Below are 1,341 nucleotides of genomic sequence, written 5' to 3'. Positions count from 1 at the left end.
TAAGGCTCCCAGTAGACGACTGGGTTGATAGGCCGGATCTGGAAGCACGGTAACGTGTGGAGGTGACCGGTACTAATAGGCCGAGGGCTTGTCCATTGATGCTCGCGTTCACTGTGTTGGTTCTGAGGCAACGACCGTTGCCGGTTTTTGAGCAGAACACATAACAAAAAAGTGTGCTTGTTCGCTCGAAACCATTAGGGTTTCGGTGGTCATAGCGTGAGGGAAACGCCCGGTTACATATCGAACCCGGAAGCTAAGCCTCACAGCGCCGATGGTACTGCAGGGGGGACCCTGTGGGAGAGTAGGACGCCGCCGAACAATATTTGGAGGACCCCTGGTCCCAGCGTTCAGCTGGGACCAGGGGTCCTTTCGTTTTTACTATGCTTGTGTACCGATGACAGGAGTCACCATGTCCACCAACTCTCCCGACGACCGACCGGAGCGCGACCAGCGGCGACGGGACAGTGGTGACCGGGGCGACCGCGGAGGCTTCCGAGGTGACCGCGGTGACCGCAGTGACCGCGGGGGGTTCCGCCGAGACAACGACCGCCGTGACAGCGGCCGCCGTGACGACCGTGCCGGTTCTTCCGGCCGGCGTGACGACAACCGCGGTGGCTTCCGCGGTGACGACCGTCGCGATGACCGCGACCGTGGCGAGCGTGGCGGTTTCCGCCGTGACGACAACCGAGGCGGTGGCTTCCGCCGTGAGGGTGACCGGGGTTCGCGTCCCGCGTTCCAGCGCGACGACCGTCGTGACGGTGACCGGGGTTCGCGTCCGCCGTTCCAGCGCGACGACCGCCGTGAGGGTGACCGGGGTTCGCGTCCCGCGTTCCAGCGCGACGACCGTGACCGCGGGCCGCGTCGGGACGACCGTGGGGACCGCGGCTTCCGCCGGGACGACCGGGGCGGCGACCGTCCGTCGTACCGCCGTGACGACGACCGCGGCGGGGACCGGGGCGGCGACCGTCCCCCGTTCCGCCGCGACGACAACCGCAGCGGCGGTTTCCGCCGCGACGACCGCCGCGACGACAACCGAGGTGGCGGCTTCCGCCGCGACGACAACCGCGACGACCGCCGTGGTGGCGGTTACGGCGACCGTGGCGACCGTGGCGGTTACGCCGGCCGGCGCGACGACCGTCGTGAGGGTGACCGGGGTTCGCGTCCGGCGTTCCAGCGCGACGACCGTCGTGAGGGTGACCGGGGTTCGCGTCCGGCGTTCCAGCGCGACGACCGTCGTGAGGGTGACCGGGGTTCGCGTCCGCCGTTCCAGCGCGACGACCGTCGTGAGGGTGACCGGGGTTCGCGTCCGCCGTTCCAGCGCGACGACCGTCGTGAGGGTGA

General features: G+C 68.5%; 2 rRNA genes. Both read left to right on the top strand.

The window, feature by feature from the left end:
• A 23S ribosomal RNA gene (locus ACGFT1_RS35705) occupies nt 1-96 on the top strand; the annotation flags it as partial.
• Between the two features lie 105 nt (nt 97-201).
• A 5S ribosomal RNA gene (gene rrf / locus ACGFT1_RS35700) occupies nt 202-318 on the top strand.
• Nucleotides 319-1,341 lie beyond the last annotated feature (1,023 nt).

Source organism: Streptomyces sp. Y20 (assembly GCF_043195475.1).
In the GTDB taxonomy this organism is placed as follows: domain Bacteria; phylum Actinomycetota; class Actinomycetes; order Streptomycetales; family Streptomycetaceae; genus Streptomyces.
The sequence above is the reverse complement of the archived record's forward strand: the minus strand, read 5'-3'. Positions and strand labels throughout refer to the sequence as shown.